Here is a 25020-nt window from a genome sequence, read left to right as displayed (position 1 = left end):
CGGCCGGCGGCGGGCGGGAAGGGTGTCGGGGGTGGTCGGTACAGTGGCGGGAGCGGTCGGGGGACCCTCGGCCCACACGTGAACTCGACACAAAGAGGTGTACGACGTGGCGCACTACCAGTGCCTGGGATCAGTGCCGCCCAAGCGGCATACGCAGCATCGAGACCCCGATGGGGGGCTCTACTACGAGGAACTGATGGGGGAGGAGGGGTTCTCCTCCGACTCCTCGCTGCTCTATCACCGCAACATCCCCAGCGCGGTGACCGCGGCGACGGTGTGGGAGTTGCCGGACCAGAGCCTGGTGCCCAACCACCCGCTGCGCCCGATCCACCTCAAACTCCACGACCTCTTCCCCGCCGCCGCGACGGGCGTCGATGTCGTCACGGGCCGCCGTCTCGTCCTGGGCAACTCCGACGTCCGGATCTCGTATGCCGTCGCCGATGCCCCCAGCCCGTGGTACCGCAATGGCATCGGCGATGAATGCGTCTACGTCGAGCGCGGCTCTGCCCGCGTCGAGACCGTCTTCGGCGCGTTCGACCTAGGCCGCGGTGACTACCTGATCATCCCGCGAGCCACCACCCACCGATGGATTCCTAAGCCCCCCTCCGAGGACCCCGACGGTGAGCCCCTGCGCGCCTATTGCGTCGAGGCCAACTCGCACATCGCCCCGCCGAAGCGCTACCTCTCCCGCTACGGCCAGTTGCTGGAGCACTCCCCCTACTGCGAGCGCGACCTGCGCATCCCCGCCGGGCCGCTGCTCGCCGAGGACATCGGCGCCGACCCCGCGGAGGCGACGCAGGTCTACATCAAGCACCGCGGCCGCGGCGAGGGTGGGCTGGCCGGCACGATCCACGACATCCCCTTCCACCCGCTCGACGTCGTCGGTTGGGACGGGTGCCTGTTCCCCTACGCCTTCAATGTGGCCGACTACGAGCCGATCACCGGGCGCGTCCATCAACCCCCGCCGGCCCACCAGGTCTTCGAGGGCTGGAACTTTGTCATCTGCAACTTCGTGCCGCGCAAGGTCGACTATCACCCGCTCTCGATCCCGGTGCCCTACTACCACTCCAATGTCGACTCCGACGAAGTCATGTTCTATGTCGACGGCGACTACGAGGCGCGCAAAGGCTCCGGCATCGGCAAGGGCTCGATCTCGCTGCATCCCGGCGGCCACGCCCACGGTCCGCAGCCCGGGGCGATGGAGCGCTCCATCGGCGTCGACTATTTCGACGAACTCGCCGTCATGGTCGACACCTTCAAACCACTCGACCTCGGTGAGGCGGCCCTCGCCTGCGACGACGGCAGCTATGCCCAATCCTGGAGCGCTGGCCCTGCCTAGACTGGCGCGTATGTCGATCGCGCCCGTCGAGCAGGAGGTCACCTCCGCCGGCACGGACGTCGAGTTCGACGTCCCCTGGATCACCCTGGTCTGGAACGACCCGGTCAACCTCATGTCCTATGTCACCTACGTCTTCCAGAGCTACTTCGGCTACTCCCGGGAGAAGGCCGAGTCCCTGATGCTCGACGTCCACACCAAAGGCCGGGCCGTTGTCGCCACGGGACCCCGCGAGAAGATGGAGATCCACACCGAAGCCCTCCACGGCTTCGGCTTGTGGGCGACCTTCCAGAAGGACAACTAATGGCGCGCGCCTTCGCCCGCCGGGGTCACGACGACGAGACGCGCTACACCGCCCACCTCGACGCCGACGAGCGCGGTGTCGTGGCCGAACTCCTGCGGCAGGTGCGGCTCCTGATCGCGCCGGGAGGGCGCGGCATACAGACAGAAACAGCGGGGGATGAGTTCGACGCGATTGTCGCCGGCCTCGGGGCGGACTTCGGCGCGACCCCGACCGTCCCGGACTCGCCCGAGGGGCTCGGCGGACGCGGACTCCCGGACGAGCCGCGCGACCCGGCCCTCGACCGGCTCTTCCCGTCCGCCAACCGGACCGACGCCGAGGCGGCGGCGGAGTTTCGTCGACTGACCGAGTCCTCGCTGCGCTCGCGCAAGGTCGCCGGGCTGACCACCGCGATCGACGTGCTCGGCCGAGCCCGCCGTGATGTCGTTGAACTCACCCCGCAGCAGGCCCAGACCTTCCTGGTCGCGCTCACCGATGTCCGGCTCGTCCTCGGCGATCGGCTGGGGCTGCGCGACGACGAGGATGCCACGCGGCTGGAGGAGGTGGCTCTTCACCTCGACCCGGACGATCCGAGCGCCTATGCGATCGCGGTCTACGACTTCCTGACCTGGCTGCAGGAGAGCCTCGCCACGTCCATGCTCCGCTGAGCGATTCGCGGTCTAGGCTTCCACGCTGTGGCGGACGCACCGATCGGGATCTTCGATTCCGGGTATGGCGGGCTCACCGTCGCCCGGGCCGTCCTCGACCAATTGCCGCACGAGTCGATCGCCTATCTCGGCGACACCGCCCGCGCGCCCTATGGTCCGCGGCCGATCGCCGTGACGCGCCGCTTTGCCCTGGAATGCCTCGACCGCCTCGTCGACCATGGCGTCAAGGTGCTGGTGATCGCCTGCAACACCGCCTCCGCCGCCGTCCTCCACGATGCCCGGGAGCGGTATGCCGTGCCCACCGTCGAGGTCATCCGTCCCGCCGTGCGGCGGGCCGCTCGGGCGACGCGCAACGGCCGGATTGGGGTCATCTCCACCAAGGGGACGCACAAGTCGAAGGCCTATCTCGACGCATTCGCCGCGGCTCCCGATCTGGAGGTTACGTCGCGGCCGTGCCCGCGCTTCGTCGACTTCGTCGAGGCCGGGGTGACGGGCGGTCCGGATCTCATCGGGGTGGCCCACGAGTATCTGGATCCGTTGTCCGAGAAGGACATCGACACCTTGGTGCTGGGCTGCACGCACTATCCGCTGCTTACCGGCGTCATCTCGTATGTGATGGGGGAGGGTGTCACGCTGGTCTCTTCGGCCGAGGAGACGGCCAAGGATGTCTATCGCGTGCTGGCTGACGCAGAGGCACTGCGCGACGACGCGCTCCCGCCGCCATCGCACAGCTTCTCGACAACCGGCGACCCGGAGGAGTTCCGGCGGCTCGCTCGCCGCTTCCTTGGGCCCGAGGTCGACCATGTGTTCGGCAACCTCGCCGCACCCGTCCCTGGGGCACCGATTCCTGCCCACCACCACCACGCCCACCACCAGCACCGCGGAGCGTCGATGTGAAACTGACCATCGTCGGCTGCTCCGGCTCCTTCGCCGGGCCCGCGTCGCCAGCCTCGTGCTATCTCGTGCAGGCTCATGACGGCGAGCGCGAGTGGTCGATTGTGCTCGACCTCGGCAACGGCGCCCTCGGCGCGCTGCAGCGTCACCTCGACCCGGCCGCCGCCGACGCATTGTTCTTGAGCCACCTGCACCCGGATCACTGCATCGACCTCGCCGGCCTGTACGTCTTTCGCACCTACCACCCCCGCGGCCCAGCCACCCCCCCGATGCCGGTCCACGGACCCGCGCCCGCCCGCGACGGCATGCTGGCCACCTTCGAGGGGCTGGACCGCGCCACCCTGGAGCGCCAGTTCAGCTTCCAGCGACTCAGCGATGAGAAGCGACTGGAGATCGGGCCGTTCACCCTCACCGCGCGGCGAGTCAACCACCCCGTCGAGGCCTACGGGTTCCGCGTCGAGGCGGGTGGCCGGGTGCTCGCCTACACCGGCGACACCGACACCTGCGACGCCATCGTCGACCTCGCCCGCGATGCCGACCTGCTACTGGCCGATTCGGCCTTCGTCGAAGGTCGCGACGACACCCCTGGCATTCACCTGAGCGGCAAGCGCGCGGCCGAGGCCGCCGTCGCGGCGGGCGCGCGCCGCCTCATGCTCACCCACATCCCCGCCTGGAACGATCCGGACGTATGCCGCGCCGACGCGGCGACCATCTGGCCGGGTGAGGTGGAGCTGGCGCGGCCGGACGCGGCATACGACATCTAGGGCGTGCCCCGAGGAGCCGGTTCGGTGGGACGGCCACCGCCGGATAGCGTTTCGGTCATGACCCGACATGACGGCCGCGCGGCCGACGACCTGCGTGACGTGCGCATCACCCGCAACTGGCTCGATCACGCCGAGGGGAGCGTCCTGGTGGAGTTCGGGCGCACCCGCGTGCTGTGCGCCGCGTCGTTCACCGAGGGCGTGCCGCGCTGGCTCAAGGGCCAGGGCAAGGGCTGGGTGACGGCGGAGTACGAGATGCTGCCCCGCTCGACGAACACCCGCAGTGATCGAGAGTCCCGCAAGGGCCGCGTGGGCGGACGGACGCACGAGATTTCCCGGCTCATCGGCCGCTCGCTGCGGGCGATCATCGACACAAGGGCGTTGGGGGAGAACACGATCGTGCTCGACTGCGATGTGCTCCAGGCCGATGGTGGCACGCGGACCGCTTCGATCACGGGGGCGTATGTCGCGCTCGTCGACGCCATCGCCGACGGCAAGGCGCGCGGGCTGATCCCCGCATCCGCCAGTCCGCTGACCGGCTCGGTCGCGGCCATCAGCGTCGGCGTGGTCGCGGGCGTCCCGGTCCTCGACCTGGACTATCCCGAGGACTCCACCGCCGAGACCGACATGAATATCGTCATGACCGGCAACGGCCAGTTCATCGAGGTGCAGGGGACGGCCGAGGGAGCGCCCTTCGATCGCGCGCTGCTTGACAGCCTCCTCGACCTCGGCACGCTGGGCTGCGGACTGCTCAAGCAGAAGCAGCAGGCGGCCCTGGCCGCGCCGGCTCGCGAGCGGCTCGCATGAGCCGGCGCGTCGTGCTCGCCACCCAAAACGAGCACAAGGTGCACGAGTTGCGCCAGATCCTCGCCGACGTATGCCGCGACCTCGATCTGGAGATCGTCTCGGCTGCCGCCTTCCCCGAGGTCCCGGACGTCGCCGAAACCGAGGTCACCTTCGCCGGCAACGCGCGACTCAAGGCGGAGGCGTTGGCGGCGGCAACGGGTCTGCCGGCGCTCGCCGACGATTCGGGTCTGGCCGTCGAGGTGCTCGGGGGCTGCCCTGGGGTCTTCAGCGCCCGCTGGGCCGGGAGCCGCGCGGGGGCCGGTGCCCCGCGCGCCGAGAAGGACCGCGCCAACCTCACCCTGTTGTTGGAGCAGGTCGCGGACGTACCGGATGCCCACCGGGCTGCGGCCTTCGTTTGCGCTGCCGTTCTGGTGGTGCCCGGGCAGGAGGCGGTTGTGCGCGAAGGCCGGGTCACCGGCCGGCTGGGCCGCGCGCCGCGTGGGACCAACGGGTTCGGTTATGACCCGATCTTTGTGCCGGACGCCGATCCGGCGCGCACACTGGCGGAGTTCACGGATGCGGAAAAGAACGCGATCTCCCACCGCGGCAACGCGTTCCGGGCAATGGAAGAGGTCCTGCGCGAGCGGCTCGGCTGAGCCGCCCAGCCGGGCACAGCGTGCGCGAGGCGGGACTTGAACCCGCACACCCGAAGGCACCAGAACCTAAATCTGGCGCGTCTGCCAATTCCGCCACTCGCGCGCGGGCTCAACCTTAAGGCTTCGCGCGGGCCGGGGCCGAACGGCGGTGCCCGGCTGGGATAGGTTGACCGACCAGTACACCCCGTCCAGGAGGCATCACGTGAGAGATCGGCTTCAGCCCGGCGACCCGGCGCCCGACTTCACCCTGACCGACGATCACGGCGACCAGGTCGCGCTGGCCGACCTCGCGGGACGCAAGGCGATCGTCTACTTCTATCCCAAGGCGATGACGCCGGGGTGCACCACCCAAGCGTGCGAGTTCACCGATTCGCTGGAAGATCTCAGCGGCGCCGGCTATGAGGTCGTCGGGATCTCACCCGACTCGCCTGCTGCTCTGGCGAGGTTCCGGGAGAAGGACGGGCTCACCATACGGTTGCTCTCCAACCCCGAGAAGGATGTCTTGCGCGCCTGGGGCGCCTTCGGGGAGAAGATGAACTACGGCAAGAAGGTCGAGGGCGTGATCCGGTCTACGGTGGTGCTGGACGAGGCCGGAGTCGTGACGCACGCTTGGTACAACGTCAAAGCCACGGGGCACGTCGCCAAGGTGCGGCGTGAGCTCGGGATCCAGTCAGGAGAGAGCCGATGAGCGATTCGAAGCCCGCCGCGACGCCGTCCGTCGCCGAGCTCCAGGCGCAGATCGAGGCCACTCGCGCGCGGTTGGCCGGCACCATCGACCAACTCACCACCAAAGCGGCGCCGAGCGCGCTGCTGGAGCGGGAGAAGGAGAACGTCCGGGCGCGCTTCGTCAACGCCACCAAGACCCCCGAGGGTGACCTTCGCACGGAGCGGGTTGCGGCGGTCGCGGCGGCGCTGGCGGTCGTGTTGGTGGTGCGCTACCTGCTCAAGCGACGCGGCCGCTGACCGTGCCCAAGAAGGGCGGTTCCTCCGCCGGACTCCCCGTGCGGATGCTGCACGACCGCCTCCTTGTCTCGCTCGAGGGAGAGCCGGGGGAGCGCCGCTCCGGCGGCGGCATCCTCATCCCGGCGACGGCGAGTGTGGGCAAACGGCTGGCGTGGGGAGCGGTTGTCGCCACCGGGCCGAACGCCCGGCAGGTGGAGTCGGGAGATCGGGTGCTCTTCGATCCGGACGACCGTGCCGAGGTCGAGATTCAGGGCAAGGAGTATCTCCTGCTGCGCGAGCGAGACCTGCACGCCATCGCGGCCGAGCGCGTGGAAGACGGCCCGTCCGGCCTCTATCTCTGACGCGCCGGATATCTCTGACGCGCCGGGCGCAGCGGGCGTCAGATGCCCAGGCCGGGGACGATCTCGACCTGCGGAATGGCGGCGAAGGCGGATCCGGGAAGCAGGATCTTGCTTCGCCGCACCCCGCCGCCGATGATGCAGCGCTCCGGCGCCAGCAGGCGTTCGTCGACGAACAGCCGCCACGTCGCCGGCAGCCCGATCGGGGTGATCCCGCCATACTCCATCCCGGTCTCCGCGACGGCCCGCTCCATCGGGTGGAAGGACGCCTTGCGCACGTCGAGTCGGCGCTTGGCGAGGTTGTTCACATCGGCCCGCGTCTCGGCGGAGACCACGCAGGCGGCGACCCGCTCGGTCCCGTCGCGCCGACCCGAGATGACGACGCAGTTCGCGCTGCCTCCCAACGGCAAGTCGTATGCCGCGGTCATCGCCTCGGTGTCCGCCAACGCGGGATCGATCTCGACTATCGCCACGAGCGCCGCAAGGTCCGGATGGGCGTCGAGCATCGCGGCGACCGGCGGTGCCACGAGATCGAGGTGGCCGGCGGCGGGCAACGACGTGAGGCCGGGGAAGCTGACGAGGGTCATGGGCGGCATCGTATTTCCTGGCGTTCAGGGTGGCGGAAGACAGCTCAGGGGGTCGGGAGACAATGGCGCAATGCTCACCAACGTTCGCTCCTTCGTTCGCGCCGCTGTGGCGGTCGTCGCCCTGATGACCCTCGCCGTCGTGACGGGCGTGGCGGGGGCGGGCTCGGCATACGCCCACACGGAACTCCTGACGTCGACGCCCGCGGCCAATGCCAAGGTCGAGGCGCCGACGGAGGTGACGCTGGGATTCAGCGAGGACATCAAGACCGAGTTCGCCACCGTCCAGGTGACCGATGGCGAGGGGTTGTCGGTGGCCGATGGCGACGCCCGCGTTTCCGGGCCGGACCTCACCCAGGCACTGCGGACCCCGGTGCACGCCGGGACCTACCTGGTGGCCTACAAGGTGACCAGCGCGGACGGGCACCCGGTCAGCGGCAGCTTCAGCTTCACGGTCGTGGAAGCGGCCTCGTCCGCCACGTCGACGTCCTCCACGAGTTCGGCGGCGAGTTCGGCGGCGAGTTCGGCGACCAGCACGACCCCGTCGGCGACAGCGACGACCCCTGATCCGCGGCCGATGAGCGCGAGCAGCACGTCGGCGTCCAACACCGAATCTGTCAGCGGTGAGGGTGGCTCGGGCGCCTCCCTGGTGCCCATTGGGGCGGCCATCCTCGCCGTCATCCTCGTCGTGGGCGCGGCCGTCGTTGCCGGGCGTCGTCGTGGCCGTGGGGGCGCGGGGCCCCTTCGGTGACAACCGATTAGGGCGCCACGGCACGAGGGTGCTAATGTCTCCCCTCGCGCGCCATTAGCTCAATTGGCAGAGCAGCTGACTCTTAATCAGCGGGTTCGGGGTTCGAGTCCCTGATGGCGCACCAGGGCCAGGCACGACGGCGGCAATCGGCCCCACATGGTGGGCGTAGCTCAGCAGGTAGAGCACCTGGTTGTGGTCCAGGATGTCGCGGGTTCGAGCCCCGTCGCTCACCCCACCTCGCCCCATTCGCTCCCAGCGCGAATGGGGCGATTTCTTTGCCCGGCAGGGAGGGACCATGATCGCATCGCCTCGCGGGCGCACCGTCCCGCGCCGGCTGGTCGCGGCCCTCTTAGCGGTCGTGATGATGGCTGTCGTCGGCTGGCTAGCCTTGGGCGATCGGCACGATGCACCCTCGGGATCGGCCAGTTCGGCGTCCGGGACGAGCCTGAGCACGCCCACCCCACCCCCAACCCAACCGACCGCGAGCCCGACCAGTGCCGGTCCCGCTGCCCGTCCGGTCCTCGGTGGTCCCGAAGTGCGGTTGGCCAAGGGACCCATCACTGACACCGAACTCGGCAGCGTCGCGCTGACCAAGGGCGCGAACGGGCAACCACTGGCCGTCACGGTCTCGCACGCGGTCGGCGGCATGCTCGATGTCGTCGACCTCCGAAGCGGCCACCTTGAGTGCATCGCGCGCTCGTGCACGACACCGCGATGCGCGGCACGGCGCTGAACAAGGGGTTCGCCGTGCTGCCCGATGGCCGAGTCCTCATCGCGACCACGCGGGCCGAACTGTTCGTCCTCGACCCGCGCGGCTACAGCGTCACCGAGGTGACCCCGATCGGGCGGCAGATCACGGCGGGCCCGCCCTCGGCCTTCACCGACGTCATCGCCGGTCCGGACGGCCGCGCCTATGTGGGGACCAACAACGGCCATACGTATGCCGCGTCCCTCCTCCCCGGGGCCGCCGCCCCCTGGGTGGACCTCGGCATCCCCTCCCCGGGAGATGGGTACGTCACGGATCTCGCCATCCACGCCGGGGTGCTCTATGCCGGGACGGCGCTGACCCGCGGCGGCCTCTTCGCGTGGCCGTTGGCGGGTGGTGCCTGGCAGGCGCTCCCCCTGCCCGGCGTGCCGGCCGGCGGGAGTGGAAGCGTGACCCAGGTGGCGGTCGTGGGAGCCCACCTCTACGCCTCCTACGACGGGACCGCGGCGGGCACAGACGGAACCTACGTCTACGACCTCGCCGCGGGACGCTGGAGCAACGTCGAGCCGGGCGCGCTGTGGGTGGTGACCGCGGGACCCAACCCGGCGGACGAGATCGTCTATGCCCGCGGCGCCGCCGAGCGCCTCTCGACGTATGACCCGCGCTCGGCCCGGCCGGGCGTGCCCGATGTCCACCCGGTCGGAACGCTCGCGTGGCCCGGCGGGCAGATGCCCAGTGGCCCCGGCTGGATCGACCCGACCACCCTGCTCACTTCGGCGGGACCGGCGCCGATCGGGGCAACAAGGGTGACGACGCCTCCCGGCTGCCGGGCGTCACGATCTTTCGCCGTGACCTCGCCTCCGGCCAGCTGACGACCCGAGTCCTCGCCGGGCGCTATTACGTATGGGGAGTGGCCACCTCCGGCACGCCCGCCCGGCTCGTCGCGCTGGTCTCGGGGGAGCGGCACGCCGGCAAGCGGGCGTTCCGGCTGGTCGACCTCGACCCGGCGACTCTCGCCATCCGGCAGGAGATCGCTCTCGGCGACCATGGCTGGGGCTCGCTCGGCGCCCTCCCGGGGGCGGGTGCGAGCGGAGCCCTCGTGCTGCGCACCGATGACAACATCAGCGCGCTGGACCTGTCCAAACTGGTCCCGGGGGCGACCACGGACACGCCCGGACTGCTGACGGAGGTCGCGCGGGGCTGGTCGCCGGTCGTCCTTGGGGACGGCGCCTGGTCTATGTCCGCGGCACGGACCTGTATGCCGTGCAGCCCCGCCTGCCCTTCGTCACCAACGGCTGACGCCGCGGTCAGCCTCGCCGGTGGCGAGCCGAGATGGCGCGGGAGGTCGGCGTGTCCGGCCCGGGCATCGGCACGAACACCGCCTCGCGGTAGTAGCGCAACTCCGCGATCGACTCGGTGATATCGGCGAGAGCGCGGTGGCCGCCGGCCTTGGGCGGCGCCGCGAAATAGGCTCGCGGGTACCAACGCCGGCTCAACTCCTTGATCGACGAGACGTCGATGATCCGGTAGTGCAGGTGCGCATCGAGTTCGGGCATGTCCCTGGCCAGGAAATTGCGATCCGTGCCCACGGTGTTGCCCCCGAGCGGGGCCTTGCGCGGCTCCGGAACCCAGTGGCGCACATACGCCATCACGGCCTCGGTCGCCTCGGCCATGGTGACCCCACCGGCGAGCTCGTCCAACAAACCGGAGTCCGTATGCATGCGCCGCACCACCTCGTTCATCGACGCCAACGCCTCGGGTGGGGGCGCGATGACGAGGTCCACGCCGTCGCCGAGTTGGTTCAGCTCGGAGTCGGTGACCAGGGCCGCCACCTCGATCAGCGCATCGCGCGTCAGATCGAGGCCCGTCATCTCGCAGTCGATCCAGACGATCCGGTCCTTGCTCCCGCGGTCGCCGATGGTCACCTCGTCACCTGAGTCGCTCACGTCCCCAACCTTAGAGGGGGTGGCGGCTGGACTAGCCTGCTCGCTATGTCCCAGCCGCCCACGCCGGGTGCCACCCAGGTCCGGATGACCGCGCCGGCCCCCTATGACCCCGGCTACATCCCCCAGGGGACGCGCCCGTCCGCGCGACGCGGCATACGACAGTGGTTGGTATGGGGATTGGTCGTCACCGGGTTCAGCGTCGCGGCGCTGGTGCTCGCGGCATACTTCGGCGCGGCTCTGGGGGTCGTGACGGCGCTCCTTGGGGTCCTTCTGGCCGCCCTTCCCTTGGGGATCGTGGTGCCGACGTTCTTGTGGCTGGACCGATTCGAGGCCGAGCCGACGAAGTATCTCGTCACCGCGTTCTTGTGGGGGGCGCTGGTGTCCGCACTGCTCGCGGCCCTGTTCAACACCGGGGCGATGTTCGTCATCCAGGCCGGGACCGATCCGACGCAGGCGATGCTCACGACCGCGACCGTGGTCGCGCCCATCGTCGAGGAGAGCCTCAAAGGGGCGTTCGTCTGGCTCGTGTGGCGGATGCGGCGCCGCGAGTTCGACGGGGTCGTGGATGGCATGGTCTACGCCGGGATCACGGCAGCCGGCTTGGCGTTCACCGAAAACATCCAGTACCTCGGCCTGGCCTATCAGGACGGTGGCTCGCAGATGCTCGCCGCGACCTTCGTGGCTCGGGGCTTGATGAGCCCGTTCGCGCACCCGATGTTCACTCTGCTCACGGGCATCGGGATCGGGATCGCCGCCACTGCGCACTCTCGGGTCGTGCGCGTCGTGGCCCCGTTGTTCGGGCTGGCGTTGGCGATGTGCGCCCACGGTCTGTGGAATCTGTCTGCGGTTACCGGCGGGCAGGGGCTGGTCGTCGGCTACTTCGTGGTGGGCGTGCCGCTGTTCATCGGCTTCCTCGTGCTGATCGTGTGGGCGCGGCGGCGTGAAGGGCGGCTGATCGGGCGTCGCCTCAGCCCGTATGCCGACGCCGGCTGGCTCAGCCCCAGCGAGATCACGATGCTCTCGAGCATGGCGCACCGCCGCGAAGCGCGCATTTGGGCGCGCGCCAATGCGGGCCGGGCCGGGTTGGCGTCGATGCGCGCCTTCCAGGACGCGGCCTCGGAGCTGGCGCTGTTGCGCAACCGGATGTATCACCAGGCCGCCGACCAGCAAGCCCTCGCCGACGAGCGTGGACTGCTCGACGCGATGACGGCCGCTCGCCGCACCTTCCTGGGTGCCGCCTCCCGCTGATCGATCGGGGCGGGAGAGGATGACCGTATGACCGCGTCCTCCGCCCTCCCCGCCGACGTCGCCGACCTGCTGGTCGCCGTGCGTCGCGACATCCACCGCGACCCCGAGATCGGTATGGCGCTGCCCCGCACCCAGCGGCGCATCCTCGACGCGCTGGCCGGACTGGATCTCGAGATCACCCTGGGGCGGGACCTGGACTCGGTCGTCGCCGTGCTCCGCGGCGGGGCCGCAGTGGGGGAGTCGGGGGTCCGGCGCGCGGTCATTCTGCGCGGCGACATGGACGCCCTTCCCCTGACCGAGGATCTGGACGTGGACTATGTGTCCGAGGTCAACGGAGTCATGCACGCCTGCGGCCACGATCTGCACGTTGCCGGGCTCATCGGGGCAGTGCACGTGCTGCACGCGCGCCGGGCGGAGTTGGCCGGCGACGTCATCTTCATGTTCCAGCCGGGGGAGGAGGGACCCGGGGGAGCACGGGTGATGCTGGACGAGGGCCTGCTCGAGGTCAGCGGGGGACCGGTGATCGCGGCATACGCCCTGCATGTGGCCTCGGCGGGCCAGCCGCTCGGGATGTGGTTCGGGCGGCCGGGACCGCAGATGGCGGCAGCCGACGAATGCATCATCCGGGTCGTGGGCGCGGGCGGTCATGGCTCGCAGCCGCACCTCGCCAAGGACCCGGTGCCGGTGGCGTGCGAGATCGTGCTCGCCCTGCAATTGATGGTCACCCGGCAATTTGACGCGATGGACCCGCTCGTGGTGACCGTCGGGCGCATCGCCGGCGGGACGAAGGACAACATCATCCCCGACGACGCGACGCTGGAACTCACCGTCCGGACCTTCTCCGAGGCCAACCGTGAGCGCGTGCACCCGGCCATCCAGCGGGTCGCGGACGGCATCGCGTCGGCGCACGGGTTGCGCGTTGAGATCACCAGGCTGATGGGCTACCCGGTGACCGTCAACGACGACACTGAGTATGCGTTCCTGCAGGAGACGGTCGAGGATGTCTTCGGTGCTGATCGGCACTACCTCATGCCGCACCCGGAGGCGGGCGCGGAGGACTTCGCCTTCGTCGCCGAACGCGTGCCCTCGGCATACGTCTTCTTGTCTGCGTGCCCGGCCAACGACCCGAGCAGCGCACCCGACAACCACTCGCCGCGCGCGCACTTCGACGACTCGGTGTTGCCGGACCAGGCGGTGCTTCTGGCCGAACTCGCCCTTCGCCGACTGCGTGACCCGCGCTGACGCGAGCGGACCCCCACCCGCCCGGCCGTAGACTGCTGCGGCGTTGCCCCCGTAGCTCAGCTGGATAGAGCAAGGGCCTTCTAATCCCGAGGTCGCAGGTTCGAGTCCTGCCGGGGGCGCCTGTCGTTGCCGCAAGGAGTGCGGCAGGATTGGCGTCGTGACTCGCTCCCGCAGGATTCTGGCAGCTCTCGCGGGTGGGGCGTGTGTCGCCGCGCTCACCGGCACCGCATCGGCGCGGCCGACAGTTGGCCTCGACCAAGGCGCTTCGGCGGCCGGTGCATTGCCGCCCGTAAAGCATCTGTTTATCATCAACTTCGAGAACAAGGGCTTCACGCGCACCTGGGGGCCGACCTCGAAGGCGCCGTACCTGTCGAAGACGCTGCGCGCCAAGGGCGTTCTCCTCAGCAACTACTACGCAACGGCGCACAACAGCCAGCCCAACTACATCGCGCAGATCTCGGGTCAGGGGCCCAATCGCAAGATGCAGACCGGCTGTCAGATCTTCCAGCCATTCAAGGTGTCCGGGACTGCGGCGCCTGGGCAGTACGTCGGCATCGGCTGCGTCTTCCCCGCGACGGTGCCCTCCCTGCCCGGCCAACTGAACGCCAAGGGGCTGCGGTGGAAGGGCTATATGGAGGACATGGGCACCTCCTGCCGCCGGCCGGCGTTGGGCGCCGCGGACGACACCCAGCACGCCGAGGTCGGCGATCAATATGCGGTGCGGCACAACCCGTTCGTCTACTTCCGGGCCATCACCGATTCCCCGTCGTGCGCAAACCGCGTCGTTGACTTGAGCCGGCTGACCAAGGACCTGAAGTCGGTGTCGAGGACGCCGAACTACGTCTACATCACCCCGAACCTTTGCAACGACGGCCACGACGCGCCGTGCGTGGACGGGCGTCCCGGGGGGGCTCGCGCAGGTGGACGCGTGGATGAAGATCTGGGTGCCGCGCATCCTCAATTCACCGGCCTTCAAACAGGACGGCGCGCTCATCATCACGGCCGACGAGTCGGACTCGCCGAATGTCGATTCCAGCGCCTGCTGCGGCGAGGGCCCGGCGCCGAACGCCGCCCTCCCGGGCATCACCGGGCTGGGCGGGGGCCACATCGGTGCCCTGGTCATCTCGCGGTTCGTCAAGCCCGGCTCCACGGCGCCCGCTGACTACAACCACTACTCCCTGCTGGCCTCGACCGAGGACCTGTTCGGGCTTCCCTATCTCGGATATGCCGCGCAGGCCGGCCTGCCTCGATTCGGACGCGACGTCTGGAACGGCGCCTGGTAGCCGTGTGTGACCTAGGCTCCCGCCTGTGACTTCCGACCGAGCGACCAATGGCGAACTCCTCGCCGCGGTCACGGCTTTCCGGGATGTCGTCGCCGCATCGAGTTTGCCTCTCGACCTGCCGAGCACGGCGCGGGCCAAGGACAACCGCGTCGCGCTGCTGCGCCAACTCGAGGACTACGTCATACCGAGGCTGTCGTCGATCGATGCGCCGCTGCTGGCGGTCATCGGGGGGTCCACGGGCGCGGGCAAGTCCACCCTCGTCAACTCGATCCTGCGGCGCGAGGTCTCCAAGCCTGGGGTTATCCGGCCGACGACGACGAGCCCGGTGTTGATCCATCACCCGCAGGACGCGCGCTGGTTCACCGACAAGCGCATCTTGCCCGGGCTGGCCCGGGTCACCGGTGAGCCGAGCGGCCCGGATGAGTCGTCCACGGTCCGACTCGTCACCTCGGCGGAACTCCCACCCGGTATGGCGCTCCTGGACGCCCCCGACATCGACTCCGTCGTCTCGGCGAACCGGGGCCTGGCCCGGCAACTCCTTGCCGCAGCCGACCTGTGGCTGTTCGTCACGACGGCCGCCCGGTATGCCGATGCCGTCCCCTGGGAACTGCTGCGCCAAGCCTCCGATCGCGGGACCGCGGTCGCCATCGTGTTGGACCGGGTCCCGCCCGAGGTGATGGGGGAGGTCCGGCCGCACTTGGTCGAGATGCTGCGGGAGCAGGGCCTGGGAACGGCGCCGGTGTTCCCCATACCCGAGGTCGTGCTGGAGGGTTCGCTCATTCCGGAGTCGGACATCGCGCGACTGCGCGGCTGGCTGACGGACCTCGCCGCCGATGCGGCGGCGCGCGAGACGGTGGTGCGCCAGACCCTGTCCGGGGCGCTCGCGTCGCTGGACGAGCGCGCCGAGGAACTAGTGGTGGCCAGCCGCACCCAGCAACGGGTGGTCGAGGAGTTGAGCCAGGTCGTGGACCAGGTCTATCGCCGCGCTCGCACGGGCATCGACGAAGGCATGAGTGACGGACGACTGCTTCGGGGTGAAGTCCTGGGTCGCTGGCAGGACTACGTCGGGACCGGCGAGTTCTTCAAGAAGGTTGAGGTCGGCGTTTCCCGGCTGCGCGACCGGATCGGCGATGCCCTGCGCGGCGCCGGCAAGCCGGTTTCGCCCGAGGCCGTCGACGACGCCCTACAGACCGGGGTGGCGCAGCTGATCGAGGCGAACGCCGACACCGCGGCCATCGAGGTGGCGCGGACCTGGCGGGGGCTCCCCGCCGGTGAAGAAGTGCTGGCCGTCCATCCCGAGCTGGCGCGGGCGTCGGCCGGATTCTCCGGCGAGGTCGATCGGGTCGTTCGGACCTGGCAAGGCGAGGTGCTCGATCTCGTGCGCACCGAGGGTGGCAGCCGGCGGACCAATGCGCGGGTGGCCGCAGTCGGGGTCAACGGCGTGGGCCTGTTGCTGATGTTGTTCACGTTCACGCACACAGCCGGCTTGAGCGGTGCCGAGGTCGGCATCGCCGGCGGCACCGCAGTCGCCGCTCAGCGCGTCCTGGAGGCGATCTTCGGCGACCAGGCCGTGCGCAGCATGGCGGCCAAGGCGCGGGCGGCGCTGGAGCAGCACACCGACCACCTTTTGGCGGGTGAGGCGAAGCGTTTCGCCCGCGCGATCGGTCGCGTGGATGTGCCGGCTGATCAGGCGGACCGCCTCTCGCGGGCGTTGGATCGCGTGCAGGCGGCCCGATGACCCCCCTCCTCAAAGGCCGCGACAAGGGCCCAGCCGTGGTGTCGGCCGACGCTTTGCGCGCGCACGCGTCGGAGCTCGAGGACGCGCTCGCCTCCGGCGACGCCCAACTGCCCCCCGAGGATGTCCGGCAGGCGCGGGCGGTTCTGGACAAGGTCGCGGCGCGCACGCGGCATACGGGAGCGCACACGGTGGTAGCCCTCGCCGGGGCGACCGGCAGCGGGAAGTCGTCGCTGTTCAATGCCCTCGTGGGCACGGACGTCGCCCGGACGGGTGCGCGCCGGCCGACTACATCCACGCCCACGGCAGCCGTATGGGGAGCCAGCCCCGCCGGCGAACTCCTCGATTGGCTCGGGGTCGGCTCGCGTCACCAGGTGCCGTCGGACGGAGCCACCGCCCTGGATGGTCTGGTCCTGCTCGACCTGCCCGACTTCGACTCGCGGGAGCAGGCGAACCGGCTCGAAGCCGAGCGCCTGTTGGAGTTCGTCGACGTCTTCGTGTGGATCACCGATCCGCAAAAGTATGCCGATGCTCGCCTTCATGACGACTATGTCGCCGTGATGCGGCACTACGACGCGGTCACTCTGATCGTGTTGAATCAGGCCGACCGGCTCACGCCGCAACAGCTGGCGGAGTGCAAGGCCGATCTGGAACGGTTGATCCAGCGCGACGGCCTCGCAAACGCCCGGGTCCTGACGACGTCGGCAACAACTGGGGCGGGAGTCTCGGAACTGCGCGGCCGGCTCGCCGACGCGGTCGCCGGGGCGAACGCCGCCCGCGCCCGGCTTGACGCCGACGTCCGCACGAGTGCCGATCGACTGCGGACTGCCGTGGCCGATCGCGAGAATCCAGTTGCCGACCGCGCGACGTCCGCCCTGACCGACGCGCTGGCCCGCGCCTGCGGCATTCCGGCCGTTGTCGATGCGGTGGCGAACGACTACCGCCGCAACACCGTGTCCGCGGCCGGCTGGCCGTTCACGCGCTGGGTTGCGCGCTTGCGGCCGGACCCGCTCAAGCGGCTCCGACTGGACCCGGGTCCGGGCCCGGCCATCACCGAGGCCGATATTCGCGGCTTCCGGGGGCGCACGTCGCTTCCCCGGGCGACCCCAGCAGCTCGCGCGGCCGTGGATCTCGCGGCCCGTCGGCTGGCCGATGCCGCCGCCGAGGGCTTGCCCCGACGCTGGGCCGAAGCCGTCGCCGCAGCCGCCCTCCCACCGCAGGATCTGCTTGCAGACGAGTTGGATCAGGCCATCATCCGAACGCCGCTGCGCGAGCGAAACCCCTTCTGGTGGCAGGGACTGCGCGTCGCCCAATGGCTGTTTGCGATCACGGCCGTGTTGGGCCTCGCGTGGACGCTGGTGCAGGTATTCCTTGGCACCGGCGGCCTCATCCAACTTCCCAGCGTGCATGTCGGCCCCGTCGCGCTGCCACTCGTGCTGCTGGTCGGCGGCCTGCTACTTGGTTGGCTCCTGGCCCTGCTCGCCCGCTGGTTTGCTGGCATCGGGGCTCGTCGCCGCGCCGCCGCCGTCGATCGCCGGCTGCGGGCGGCGGTGTCCGGCGTTGCCGAGGGTTTGATCCTCGGGCCGGTGCAGGACGTGCTGGATCGCCACCGAACCACGCGCACCCACCTGGACGCCGCGCGCGCCTCAGGCCGCTGACGCCCCATACCGGCGGCGAGTCGAGATCACGCCGGGACGGCGTCCGCCTCCCGCTCGTCGACGACGCTCTCCTCAGCCGGGCCCTCCTCGCCTGGGGAGTCGATCACAGTGGCGTTGTGGTTCGGATAAGCCATCGTGGGGTTCTCGCCCGTGCCGAACGAGCCCGTGTCGCTGGCGCTGGACTCGTCGGGAGCCGAATCGAAGGGGTCGGGGTCGGACCAGTCACCCCACGAGTGCCCATCGTTGCGGGAGCGCTGGGGTCCGTTGTCACGACGGCCCGTCCCACCTGAGCCGGCGCCGGCGGCATCGTCGGCGATGCGCTGGGCGTTGAGGGCCGGATCCGTCATCCGATCACGAGGGTCGACGACCTGGCGACCGCCCCTGATCCACGCCGTCGCCCCGAGGCTGAAGTCGTGACCGATGTGCGTCGCCTCGATCTCGACGCTTGTCCCGCGGGACCCGTCTTCGCGGTTGTAGTCGTGGATCCGCAACTTGCCGAACACGAGCAACGGGTGCCCCTTGTCGGTCGAACTCACGATGTTTTCCGCGCAGCGACCGAAGGCGACCACGGAGTAGTAGTTCACGTGGCCGTCCTCGTAGAGACCCGTCTCGATGTTGCGCCGGCGCAAGTTGCTCGCCAGCCGGAACTTTGTGAAGACGACCCCGCTGGCCGCGATCTTCTTCTCCGGCTTCTCGCACGCATTGCCAGCGACCGTCACATTGTTGTCGAACACCGTCCACCCCCATCTGCGACGCCCCGCCGAGCCGTTCCCGGCAGGCGCGTTACGTCCATACTCGACATCCACACCGCCCACCCGCCAGCATCAGTCGAGAACCCTGTGGACGGACGAGGAACCTGCCCGCGGCAACCCTGTGGACAACCCGCTCGCGGACCCGCGCCCGTCCGTCGGCCTGCCCCGCTCATGGGCCGCCCCGCTGGCCTGGCGCGCCGGCCCGGGCCCCGCACCTAGGGTTCGGGTGGCTTTCCGGCGCTTTGCATGGCGAAACCACAGCCAGAAAGCCTCCCAAAGCGCCGGGTAATGGGATTGGGCGGGAATCCGGCAGCAACCCGAGGGGGACAGCCGCCGGGGCCGGCTCGGTTCTGAGCACGCGCGGCGCGCGGTTAGCCTTGGACCATGCCCGAGTTCATTTATGTCTTCTCGCGCGCCCGCAAGGCGCATGGTGACAAGGTCATCCTCGACGACGTCACCTTGTCGTTCCTGCCCGGCGCCAAGATCGGCGTGGTCGGGCCCAACGGCGCTGGCAAGTCGACCGTCCTGAAGATCATGGCCGGGCTGGAGCAGCCCTCCAATGGTGAGGCCCGCCTGACGCCCGGCTACAGCGTCGGCATCCTCATGCAGGAGCCGAAGCTCGATGAGACCAAGACCGTCCTCGGCAATGTCGAGGAGGGGGTCGGCGACATCAAGAAGGCACTCGACCGCTACAACGAGATCTCCGAGCTCATGAGCGACCCCGACGCCGACTTCGACGCGCTGCTGGCCGAGATGGGTCAGCTGCAGGAGAAGATCGACGCCGCCGACGCCTGGGACCTCGACTCCCAACTTGAGCAGGCCATGGATGCCCTCCGCTGCCCGCCCCCGGACGCCGAGGTCGCCGTCCTCTCCGGTGGTGAGAAGCGCCGGGTCGCCCTGTGCAAGCTCCTGCTGCAGAAGCCCGACCTCCTGCTCCTCGACGAGCCCACCAACCACCTCGACGCTGAGTCGGTGTTGTGGCTGGAGCAGCACCTCGCGGCATACGCCGGGTGTGTTGTCGCCGTCACCCACGACCGCTACTTCATGGACAACGTCGCCGAGTGGATCCTCGAACTCGACCGCGGCCGTGCCTACCCCTACGAGGGCAACTACTCCACCTACCTGGAGAAGAAGCGCGCCCGCCTGGAGGTCCAAGGCAAGAAGGACGCCAAGCTCGCCAAGCGCCTCGCCGAGGAGTTGGAGTGGGTTCGCTCCAACGCCAAGGCCAAGCAGACGAAGTCCAAGGCGCGTCTGGCCCGCTACGAGGAGATGGCGGCCGAGGCCGAGCGCACCCGCAAACTCGACTTTGAGGAGATCGCGATCCCACCGGGCCCGCGCCTGGGCTCCCAGGTCATCGAGGTCAGCAAGCTCGAGAAGGGCTTCGGTGAGCGCGTGCTCATCGACAACCTCTCGTTCACCTTGCCCCGCAATGGCATCGTCGGCGTCATCGGTCCCAACGGGGTGGGCAAGACGACCCTCTTCAAGACGATTGTCGGGCTGGAAAGCCCGGACGACGGCAACGTCAAGATCGGGGAGACCGTCAAGATCTCGTATGTCGATCAGTCCCGCGCCGGCATCGATCCCGACAAGAACCTCTGGGAGGTCGTCTCCGACGGGCTCGACTTCATCAAGGTTGGCAATGTCGAGATCCCGTCCCGGGCCTACGTCTCGCAGTTCGGCTTCAAGGGGCCGGACCAGCAGAAGAAGGCTGGCATCCTCTCCGGTGGCGAGCGCAACCGACTCAACCTCGCGTTGACGTTGAAGCAGGGCGGCAACTTGCTCCTGCTCGATGAGCCGACGAACGACCTCGATGTCGAGACGCTCGGCTCGCTGGAGAACGCCCTGCTCGACTTCCCCGGCTGCGCCGTGGTGATCAGCCACGACCGCTGGTTCCTCGACCGGGTCGCCACGCACATCCTGGCCTATGAGGGTGACGAGCAGGACCCGAGCAAGTGGTACTGGTTCGAGGGCAACTTCGAGGCCTACGAGAAGAACAAGATCGAGCGACTCGGCGAGGAAGCCGCCCGGCCGCACCGCGTGACCTACCGCAAGCTCACGCGCGACTGACGCCACCGCACACCGGCTACAGAATCGTGAGCACCTGGCAGACGATGATCTTGACCACCATCGCCACCGGGTACACCAGCGCATAGCCCATCGTGACGCGCGGGTCGTGCCCGGTGGACTCGTTGGCAAAGGCCAAGATCGCCGGTTGAGTCTGAGACCCGGCGACCATTCCGGCAGCGCGCGGCGCCGCCATCGCGAGGTGGCGCGCGCCATACGCCAAGACCGCGGCGTGGGCGGCCGTCACGACGAGGCCGGCCAGGATGAGCTTCAGGCCGAGCGGCGACGTCAAGGCGGTGACCACCTGCGATCCGGCGCGGCCACCGGCATACGCCAAAAACAGCAGGAGCCCGAGTTGGGTGAGGGTTTCGGCACCGGAGTGCGGCAGCGTCCACAGCATGGGGCCGCTGCGCCCGAGGCGGCCGACGATCAATCCGACCAGCAGGGGACCTGCCGCCGCCCCGAGATGGAGGGTGCCGAGGCCGGGAACCACGAACGGGACGGCGCCGAGGAGCAAGCCCAGCGTCATACCGGTGGCGAGTCCGAGGGGGTTGATGTCGGAGATCGCGTGCTCGGAGTCGCCGAGATATTTCGCGACCTTTGTCATCTGATCGGCGGGCGCAGTCACGCGGATCCGGTCGCCGGGCTGAACGTGCAGATCTGCCGTCGCCAGGAAGTCCTGGTCGGCGCGGCGAACCCGCGTGGCGGTCGCCATGAACCGATCCCACAAGTGCAACTCGCCAATCGACTTGCCGAATAGGGCTTTGTTGGACACCACGATTCGGCGGAAATCGAATTCGTCGCGCTCCATCGTGAGGACGACATCACTGGCTCGGCCGAGTTGCTTGGTCAGGTGATCCACGGCCGCCTGCGCGCCGACGAGGTGGACCATGTCCCCGGGGCGCAGCACGGTCGCCCCCGCGGCCAGGTGCATCTCGCCGTCGGGAGTCCGGTGCCGGGAGAACAACACCTCCCCGTATGGTGTGCGCCGCAGTTCCCGGATCTCCATCACATTGTCGTGGGTCACCTCGACCGTGCGGGTGGTCACCTCGGGCCGGTTGCCGCCGGGCTCGGGGTCGGGTGCGGACTGCCCGCGGCGTAGGAGCCAGGCGGTCGTCAGCAGCATCACCAACACGCCACCGATATAGCTGAGGGAGTAGCCGACTGTCGGCTCGGGAGAGCCGTCGAGGCGCACGATCGCGGCGGCGAGGCCGGGGGTGTTGGTGTTGGCACCGGCATACATCCCGGCGATGGTTCCCGGGGAGAAGCCGAGCGCCCGCCCGAGGCCGTAGCTGAGCGCGCCGACGCCCAGGAGCGCGGCGGCGACGAGCGCGATCGGCCGAATCCCGCGACGCAGGCCGCCGAAGAAGGAGGGGCCGGCGACGATGCCCACGGCATACGCGAAGAGGGAGAGCCCGAGGGTGCCGACGATCTCCGGAACGGCCCAGTCGGGATCGACGGCGGACAGGGCAAGGGCGGCGAAGAGGACGCCAGCCGGACCCAAGCCGACACCGCGAATGGTGATCTTGCCCAGCAGCGTGCCGAGGGCGAGTAGTCCGAAGAGCACGAGGACCGGTTGCTCGGCCAAGAACGCCTTCACGTGCACCCAGTTTAGTTGGCGATTCGTGGGGCTAGGTGGCGGCCCAGCGCGCGCCCGCGAGCCGCAGTCCGAGCCGCCCGTTGGTCTCGCCGATCTCGGCGGGCGTGCGCTTGATGCCGGGTTGGTACCACCGCGCGACGTCGATGCAGAGCGACATCAGCGCCAGGGTCGTGTGCGGGACATCGTCGATGACGAAGTCCCCGCGCCCGATGCCGTCGAGCAGCACCGAGCGGACTTGGGCGTCAATCTCCTTGCGCAGCCCCATGACCGCCTCGCGATGGGCTGGCGTGAGGTGGGCAAACTCGTATTGGACGATGCGCCCGACGCGGTAGTGCTCGGCGTGCCAGCGTGAGAAGTTGGTCATGATCGCGGCGAGCGCGTCGACGGGTGAGTCGGCCGCGGCAGCAGCGTCAACGATCATGTCGCGCGCGGCCGTGTGACCTCGCATACAGATCGAGAAGAGCAACTCTTCCTTGGAGGCGAAGTGCACATAGACGCCAGCCGGGGAGAGGCCCGCGCGGCTCGCGACATCGCGCGTCGTCGTCGCATGAAAACCCTTGTCCGCGAACGCATCCGCCGCGGCCTCCATCAACCGCAGCGCCGTCTCGGTCACATCGTCGGTCAACGGTATGGCGAGTGCGTCGTAGGTGCGCACGCGCCCTGCGGTCCTCGTGGGAGCGCGGTCCGTCATGTTGACAAGCATGCCGCACTCGTCAAAGACTAAGCAAGCGCTTAGTCATGGCCGACGAGTGGCCGCCCGCCTGAAGGAGTCCGCGATGCCCCGCAATCTGTATGGTCCCGACCACGAGGCGTTCCGCGCCGTGGCCGCCGAGTTCGTCGAACGCTCACTCAAGCCGCGCGCCGAGGAGATGTTGGCGGCGAAGTCGATTGATCGGGAGATCTGGCGCGAGGCGGGCAAGCAGGGGCTGTTCGGCCTCGACATCCCCGAGGAGTTCGGGGGTGCGGGCGCCGACGACTACCTCTTCAACGCGATCAGCGCCGAGGAACTCAGCAAGTTCAACGCCGCGGTCTCCTCGTGCTTCGGCATCCACTCCGACGTCTGCCCGCCCTATATCGTCGACCTCGGCACCGAGGAGCAGAAGCAGCGATGGCTGCCGGGGATGGCTGCCGGGGAGTTGATCTGCGCCATCGCGATGACCGAGCCCAGCGGGGGGTCCGATCTCGCCGCCTTGAAGACGACCGCGGTGCGCGACGGCGACGACTGGATCCTGAACGGGTCGAAGACGTTCATCACCAATGGCTTCCAGTGCGACCTGGTCATCGTGGCCGCGCGCACCGACCCGACGAAGGGACCGAAGGGGATCACCCTCTTCATGCTCGAGGACGGTATGCCGGGGTTCACCCGGGGCCGGAAGCTCGACAAGGTGGGCCAGGAGGAGTCCGACACCGCGGAGTTGTTCTTCGAGAACGTCCGGGTTTCGGACGCCAACCGCCTCGGGCCCGAGGGCATGGGCTTCATCGCGATGATGCAGCGCCTTCCGCAAGAGCGGGTGGGCGCCGCGGTTTCCAATGTGGCCAACGCGAAGCAGATCCTGCTGGAGACGATCGACTACGCCAAGGAGCGCAAGGCGTTCGGGCAACCCATCGGGGCCTTCCAGCACAACAAGTTCAAGCTGGCCGAGATGGTCACCGCGATCGAGGTCGCCGAGGCGTATGTCGATGACTGCATCGCCGCGCACGCGCAAGGGAAGCTCACGGCGGTCGACGCCGCCAAGGCGAAGTGGTGGAGCGCGCAGGTGCAAAACGATGTGCTCGACGACTGTGTGCAGATGTTCGGCGGCTACGGGTTCATGAACGAATACCGCGTGGCGCGCGCCTGGCGTGACGCTCGCGTGACAAAGATCTGGGCGGGGTCCAACGAGATCATGAAGGAACTCATCGGTCGGGACCTGGGCCTATGACCGGGGACAGCGCGGCCGTGGGTCGCCACGCCGGAGCCGTCGCGATCGTCACCGGCGCCTCCCGCGGCATCGGCCTCGGCATTGCCGAGCGCCTGGTCGCCGAGGGCGCCCGCGTGGTGATCACCGCGCGGAAGCAGGAGACCCTGGACGAGGCCGTGGCCCGCCTAGGTGGACCCGAGCACGCGGTGGCGGTGGCGGGCAATGCCGCGGACGAGGATCACCAGCGCGCGGCAATCGAGGCCGCGCACGCGGCATACGGCCAGTTGGATCTGTTGGTCAACAACACCGGGATTAATCCGTCCTACGGACCGTTAGCGGAGACGCCGCTGGAGGCGGCGCGCAAGATCCTCGACACCAACGTCGTGGCCGCGCTCGCGTGGACGCAGAAGGCGCTCCAGGCTGGGCTCGGGTCGTCCGGTCCAGGGGCGATCGTCAATGTCGCCTCCGTTGCCGGCCTGGGCGCCTCCGGCGTCATCGGGATGTATGGCGTGTCCAAGGCCGCTCTCATCCACCTCACCACCGAGCTGGCTTTCCAACTCGGCCCCAATGTGCGCGTGAACGCGGTCGCGCCGGCCGTAGTGAAGACGAAGTTCGCGGAGGCGTTGTATGAGGGGCGCGAGGAAAAGGTCGCCCGCGCCTACCCGATGAAGCGGCTCGGGGCGCCGGAGGACATCGCCGGTGCGGTGAGCTTTCTGCTGTCTGCCGACGCGGCCTGGATCACGGGCCAGACGCTCGTGGTCGACGGTGGCGTGACGCTCAGCGCGGGCGTCTGAGCCCGGAGCGGGCCAACTCAGCACACGTTAGTCAACTGTGGACACCTTGCAAGGTGTCCACAGTTGACTAACTG

General features: G+C 69.2%; 26 protein-coding genes, 4 tRNA genes and 1 pseudogene. 25 read left to right on the top strand and 6 right to left on the bottom strand.

Features of this window, described 5'->3' with window-relative positions; all coding sequences use genetic code 11:
• The first annotated feature begins 106 nt into the window (after positions 1-106).
• The 7 genes from BN13_RS12865 to rdgB are packed head-to-tail and all read left to right on the top strand — an operon-like array spanning position 107 to position 5381.
• Positions 107-1339 carry a homogentisate 1,2-dioxygenase gene (locus BN13_RS12865; RefSeq protein WP_048549148.1) on the top strand — a complete coding sequence of 411 codons (1233 nt, stop codon included), beginning with the start codon at positions 107-109 and terminating at the stop codon, positions 1337-1339.
• Positions 1340-1349: 10 nt separating this feature from the next.
• A complete protein-coding gene (gene clpS, locus BN13_RS12860; protein ID WP_048547452.1) occupies positions 1350-1640 on the top strand; it encodes an ATP-dependent Clp protease adapter ClpS in 291 nt (96 codons plus the stop codon).
• Complete coding sequence (locus BN13_RS12855) at positions 1640-2284, top strand: DUF2017 domain-containing protein (RefSeq protein ID WP_048547450.1); 645 nt, start codon at positions 1640-1642, stop codon at positions 2282-2284. The genes clpS and BN13_RS12855 overlap by 1 nt, the downstream gene beginning before the upstream one ends.
• 27 nt (positions 2285-2311) lie before the next feature.
• Positions 2312-3181 (top strand): glutamate racemase, encoded by an 870-nt coding sequence (gene murI / locus BN13_RS12850; RefSeq protein WP_084733745.1) that lies wholly within the window; start codon positions 2312-2314, stop codon positions 3179-3181.
• On the top strand, positions 3178-3942 hold the full coding sequence (locus tag BN13_RS12845; protein ID WP_048547448.1) for an MBL fold metallo-hydrolase: 765 nt from the start codon (positions 3178-3180) through the stop codon (positions 3940-3942). Before murI ends, BN13_RS12845 begins: the two co-directional genes overlap by 4 nt.
• A gap of 57 nt (positions 3943-3999) precedes the next feature.
• On the top strand, positions 4000-4746 hold the full coding sequence (gene rph / locus BN13_RS12840; RefSeq protein ID WP_048547446.1) for a ribonuclease PH: 747 nt from the start codon (positions 4000-4002) through the stop codon (positions 4744-4746).
• On the top strand, positions 4743-5381 hold the full coding sequence (gene rdgB / locus BN13_RS12835; protein ID WP_048547443.1) for an RdgB/HAM1 family non-canonical purine NTP pyrophosphatase: 639 nt from the start codon (positions 4743-4745) through the stop codon (positions 5379-5381). Before rph ends, rdgB begins: the two co-directional genes overlap by 4 nt.
• A 21-nt stretch (positions 5382-5402) precedes the next feature.
• On the opposite strand, the gene BN13_RS12830 is transcribed toward rdgB, so the two are convergent.
• Positions 5403-5484: transfer RNA gene (locus BN13_RS12830), tRNA-Leu, on the bottom strand.
• Between the two features lie 99 nt (positions 5485-5583).
• Between BN13_RS12830 and bcp the strand changes: the two genes are divergently transcribed.
• Genes bcp through BN13_RS12815 form a run of 3 tightly spaced genes read left to right on the top strand, consistent with a single transcriptional unit; the run spans position 5584 to position 6685 of the window.
• Complete coding sequence (gene bcp, locus BN13_RS12825) at positions 5584-6069, top strand: thioredoxin-dependent thiol peroxidase (RefSeq protein ID WP_048547440.1); 486 nt, start codon at positions 5584-5586, stop codon at positions 6067-6069.
• Positions 6066-6344: a DUF3618 domain-containing protein gene (locus BN13_RS12820; protein ID WP_048547438.1), complete on the top strand. Its 279-nt coding sequence runs from the start codon at positions 6066-6068 to the stop codon at positions 6342-6344. The genes bcp and BN13_RS12820 overlap by 4 nt, the downstream gene beginning before the upstream one ends.
• Before the next feature lie 44 nt (positions 6345-6388).
• On the top strand, positions 6389-6685 hold the full coding sequence (locus BN13_RS12815) for a GroES family chaperonin (protein WP_048549146.1): 297 nt from the start codon (positions 6389-6391) through the stop codon (positions 6683-6685).
• A 38-nt stretch (positions 6686-6723) separates the two neighbouring features.
• Here the strand turns inward: BN13_RS12815 and BN13_RS12810 are convergent, their stop codons facing one another.
• The gene (locus BN13_RS12810; protein ID WP_048547436.1) at positions 6724-7269 is read right to left on the bottom strand and encodes a YbaK/EbsC family protein; all 546 of its coding nucleotides are present in this window, start codon (positions 7267-7269) and stop codon (positions 6724-6726) included.
• A gap of 70 nt (positions 7270-7339) precedes the next feature.
• On the opposite strand from BN13_RS12810, the gene BN13_RS12805 reads away from it, so the two are divergent.
• From BN13_RS12805 to BN13_RS12785, 5 genes are all read left to right on the top strand, one after another.
• Complete coding sequence (locus tag BN13_RS12805) at positions 7340-8017, top strand: copper resistance CopC family protein (RefSeq protein WP_048547434.1); 678 nt, start codon at positions 7340-7342, stop codon at positions 8015-8017.
• A 48-nt stretch (positions 8018-8065) separates the two neighbouring features.
• Positions 8066-8141, top strand: a tRNA-Lys gene (locus BN13_RS12800).
• A gap of 35 nt (positions 8142-8176) precedes the next feature.
• Positions 8177-8252, top strand: a tRNA-His gene (locus BN13_RS12795).
• A 60-nt stretch (positions 8253-8312) separates the two neighbouring features.
• Complete coding sequence (locus tag BN13_RS12790) at positions 8313-8750, top strand: hypothetical protein (RefSeq protein ID WP_048547432.1); 438 nt, start codon at positions 8313-8315, stop codon at positions 8748-8750.
• A complete protein-coding gene (locus BN13_RS12785) occupies positions 8717-9595 on the top strand; it encodes a hypothetical protein (protein WP_157038584.1) in 879 nt (292 codons plus the stop codon). Before BN13_RS12790 ends, BN13_RS12785 begins: the two co-directional genes overlap by 34 nt.
• A 435-nt stretch (positions 9596-10030) precedes the next feature.
• Here BN13_RS12785 and orn read toward each other — a convergent pair whose 3' ends face one another.
• On the bottom strand, positions 10031-10669 hold the full coding sequence (orn, locus tag BN13_RS12780) for an oligoribonuclease (protein ID WP_268806961.1): 639 nt from the start codon (positions 10667-10669) through the stop codon (positions 10031-10033).
• Between the two features lie 45 nt (positions 10670-10714).
• Here orn and BN13_RS12775 point away from each other — a divergent pair, with 45 nt between their 5' ends.
• The 7 genes and pseudogenes from BN13_RS12775 to BN13_RS12750 all read left to right on the top strand — a co-directional run bounded on the left by BN13_RS12775 (position 10715) and on the right by BN13_RS12750 (position 17835).
• Entirely contained in the window at positions 10715-11917 is a 1203-nt protein-coding gene (locus BN13_RS12775; RefSeq protein ID WP_235434038.1) for a PrsW family intramembrane metalloprotease, read from the top strand.
• 27 nt (positions 11918-11944) lie between these two features.
• Positions 11945-13159 (top strand): M20 metallopeptidase family protein, encoded by a 1215-nt coding sequence (locus BN13_RS12770; protein WP_048547428.1) that lies wholly within the window; start codon positions 11945-11947, stop codon positions 13157-13159.
• A 45-nt stretch (positions 13160-13204) separates the two neighbouring features.
• A tRNA-Arg gene (locus tag BN13_RS12765) sits at positions 13205-13278 on the top strand.
• 38 nt (positions 13279-13316) lie between these two features.
• A pseudogene (locus BN13_RS20650) lies at positions 13317-13982 on the top strand (alkaline phosphatase family protein); the annotation flags it as partial.
• 109 nt (positions 13983-14091) lie between these two features.
• Positions 14092-14442, top strand: a complete 351-nt coding sequence (locus BN13_RS20645) for an alkaline phosphatase family protein (protein ID WP_268806960.1) — start codon at positions 14092-14094, stop codon at positions 14440-14442.
• A gap of 25 nt (positions 14443-14467) precedes the next feature.
• A complete protein-coding gene (locus BN13_RS12755; protein ID WP_048547426.1) occupies positions 14468-16180 on the top strand; it encodes a dynamin family protein in 1713 nt (570 codons plus the stop codon).
• Positions 16177-17835 carry a GTPase gene (locus BN13_RS12750; protein WP_048547424.1) on the top strand — a complete coding sequence of 553 codons (1659 nt, stop codon included), beginning with the start codon at positions 16177-16179 and terminating at the stop codon, positions 17833-17835. Before BN13_RS12755 ends, BN13_RS12750 begins: the two co-directional genes overlap by 4 nt.
• A 26-nt stretch (positions 17836-17861) precedes the next feature.
• On the opposite strand, the gene BN13_RS12745 is transcribed toward BN13_RS12750, so the two are convergent.
• Positions 17862-18569 (bottom strand): single-stranded DNA-binding protein, encoded by a 708-nt coding sequence (locus tag BN13_RS12745; protein WP_048547422.1) that lies wholly within the window; start codon positions 18567-18569, stop codon positions 17862-17864.
• 402 nt (positions 18570-18971) lie between these two features.
• Between BN13_RS12745 and ettA the strand changes: the two genes are divergently transcribed.
• Positions 18972-20654 carry an energy-dependent translational throttle protein EttA gene (ettA, locus tag BN13_RS12740; protein WP_048547419.1) on the top strand — a complete coding sequence of 561 codons (1683 nt, stop codon included), beginning with the start codon at positions 18972-18974 and terminating at the stop codon, positions 20652-20654.
• Positions 20655-20670: 16 nt separating this feature from the next.
• Here the strand turns inward: ettA and BN13_RS12735 are convergent, their stop codons facing one another.
• Positions 20671-22251 (bottom strand): aspartate:alanine exchanger family transporter, encoded by a 1581-nt coding sequence (locus BN13_RS12735; RefSeq protein WP_048547417.1) that lies wholly within the window; start codon positions 22249-22251, stop codon positions 20671-20673.
• A gap of 31 nt (positions 22252-22282) precedes the next feature.
• On the bottom strand, positions 22283-22942 hold the full coding sequence (locus tag BN13_RS12730; RefSeq protein WP_084733961.1) for a TetR/AcrR family transcriptional regulator: 660 nt from the start codon (positions 22940-22942) through the stop codon (positions 22283-22285).
• 85 nt (positions 22943-23027) lie between these two features.
• On the opposite strand from BN13_RS12730, the gene BN13_RS12725 reads away from it, so the two are divergent.
• Both BN13_RS12725 and BN13_RS12720 read left to right on the top strand, forming a co-directional pair.
• On the top strand, positions 23028-24173 hold the full coding sequence (locus tag BN13_RS12725) for an acyl-CoA dehydrogenase family protein (RefSeq protein WP_048549142.1): 1146 nt from the start codon (positions 23028-23030) through the stop codon (positions 24171-24173).
• On the top strand, positions 24170-24946 hold the full coding sequence (locus BN13_RS12720; RefSeq protein WP_048547414.1) for an SDR family oxidoreductase: 777 nt from the start codon (positions 24170-24172) through the stop codon (positions 24944-24946). Before BN13_RS12725 ends, BN13_RS12720 begins: the two co-directional genes overlap by 4 nt.
• The last annotated feature ends 74 nt before the right edge of the window (positions 24947-25020 follow it).

The sequence above is a fragment of the Nostocoides jenkinsii Ben 74 genome (assembly GCF_001046875.1).
GTDB classification, from domain to species: domain Bacteria; phylum Actinomycetota; class Actinomycetes; order Actinomycetales; family Dermatophilaceae; genus Nostocoides_A; species Nostocoides_A jenkinsii.
Note: the sequence above shows the minus strand (reverse complement) of the source record. Positions and strands in the feature narration are given on the sequence as shown.

Coding starts and splice junctions, on each gene's coding strand:
- clpS (WP_048547452.1), top strand. CDS start 1,350: ATGTCGATCGCGCCCGTCGAGCAGGAGGTCACCTCCGCCGGCACGGAC.
- BN13_RS12855 (WP_048547450.1), top strand. CDS start 1,640: ATGGCGCGCGCCTTCGCCCGCCGGGGTCACGACGACGAGACGCGCTAC.
- rph (WP_048547446.1), top strand. CDS start 4,000: ATGACCCGACATGACGGCCGCGCGGCCGACGACCTGCGTGACGTGCGC.
- rdgB (WP_048547443.1), top strand. CDS start 4,743: ATGAGCCGGCGCGTCGTGCTCGCCACCCAAAACGAGCACAAGGTGCAC.
- BN13_RS12820 (WP_048547438.1), top strand. CDS start 6,066: ATGAGCGATTCGAAGCCCGCCGCGACGCCGTCCGTCGCCGAGCTCCAG.
- BN13_RS12815 (WP_048549146.1), top strand. CDS start 6,389: ATGCTGCACGACCGCCTCCTTGTCTCGCTCGAGGGAGAGCCGGGGGAG.
- BN13_RS12810 (WP_048547436.1), bottom strand. CDS start 7,269: ATGACCCTCGTCAGCTTCCCCGGCCTCACGTCGTTGCCCGCCGCCGGC.
- BN13_RS12805 (WP_048547434.1), top strand. CDS start 7,340: ATGCTCACCAACGTTCGCTCCTTCGTTCGCGCCGCTGTGGCGGTCGTC.
- BN13_RS12790 (WP_048547432.1), top strand. CDS start 8,313: ATGATCGCATCGCCTCGCGGGCGCACCGTCCCGCGCCGGCTGGTCGCG.
- BN13_RS12775 (WP_235434038.1), top strand. CDS start 10,715: ATGTCCCAGCCGCCCACGCCGGGTGCCACCCAGGTCCGGATGACCGCG.
- BN13_RS12770 (WP_048547428.1), top strand. CDS start 11,945: ATGACCGCGTCCTCCGCCCTCCCCGCCGACGTCGCCGACCTGCTGGTC.
- BN13_RS20645 (WP_268806960.1), top strand. CDS start 14,092: ATGAAGATCTGGGTGCCGCGCATCCTCAATTCACCGGCCTTCAAACAG.
- BN13_RS12750 (WP_048547424.1), top strand. CDS start 16,177: ATGACCCCCCTCCTCAAAGGCCGCGACAAGGGCCCAGCCGTGGTGTCG.
- ettA (WP_048547419.1), top strand. CDS start 18,972: ATGCCCGAGTTCATTTATGTCTTCTCGCGCGCCCGCAAGGCGCATGGT.
- BN13_RS12730 (WP_084733961.1), bottom strand. CDS start 22,942: ATGACGGACCGCGCTCCCACGAGGACCGCAGGGCGCGTGCGCACCTAC.
- BN13_RS12725 (WP_048549142.1), top strand. CDS start 23,028: ATGCCCCGCAATCTGTATGGTCCCGACCACGAGGCGTTCCGCGCCGTG.
- BN13_RS12720 (WP_048547414.1), top strand. CDS start 24,170: ATGACCGGGGACAGCGCGGCCGTGGGTCGCCACGCCGGAGCCGTCGCG.